Source organism: Mesorhizobium sp. GbtcB19, from assembly GCF_019091085.1.
Classification (GTDB): domain Bacteria; phylum Pseudomonadota; class Alphaproteobacteria; order Rhizobiales; family Rhizobiaceae; genus Mesorhizobium.
The window spans coordinates 1-671 of record NZ_JAGXJY010000092.1 but is presented as its reverse complement, the minus strand read 5'-3'; the positions used below and the strand labels follow the sequence as shown (position 1 = coordinate 671).

1 protein-coding gene is annotated in these 671 nt (G+C 28.8%); it reads left to right on the top strand.

Annotated features, from left to right (window positions below; translation table 11 throughout):
- The coding region (locus KVT37_RS31735; RefSeq protein WP_217578954.1) for a nuclease domain-containing protein at nucleotides 1-549 on the top strand (549 nt) is incomplete at its 5' end.
- Nucleotides 550-671: the final 122 nt, after the last annotated feature.

Below are 671 nucleotides of genomic sequence, written 5' to 3'. Positions count from 1 at the left end.
ATATTTGGAAATAAAGAATATGGTAAAAATACGTTGAATTTTTATAGTCCTATAGTTCCACAAAGACCAGATTTTAGTATCGAACTTTTAGAAGATAAACAACTAGTAATATTTGATTCAAAATATAAATTACAATTAAAAGCGAAAATAGATAATAGATGGAAAGTTTTATCTAATGTTGATCTAGTTAGATTAGATCGAAGATTGATAGAAGAGCTGAAGGTTGAAAGAAAAGAAGAAGACATTAATACGATGCATAGATACAGAGATGCTATAAGGAGTAAGAATTTATCTGTTGGTGAGAGAGCGATAAAATATGCTATTATTTTATATCCATACAGCCCTGAAAAATCTAAGGAGGATATATTTAAAGAAGAGTTTAAAAGTATAGATTGTAATGGTGTTGGTGCAATACCTGTTGCGCCAGGAATAAAAGATGATAAGTGGATGAAAGAAATTGAAGATAATAATTTGATTCCTATACAAGAAGGAACTGAACAGATAAGAATACTAGCAAAACTAATTAAAGATTCTATAAATAAAAATTAAAATATGCCCCCACAAGCATTAAATTTTATTTATTGTAGTCAAAAGCGTATTCGTTTATTTTAATAATACCTTGAATGTTTAATATAAAGCTGTTTATAGGGGACGTGGGTTCGACTCCCACC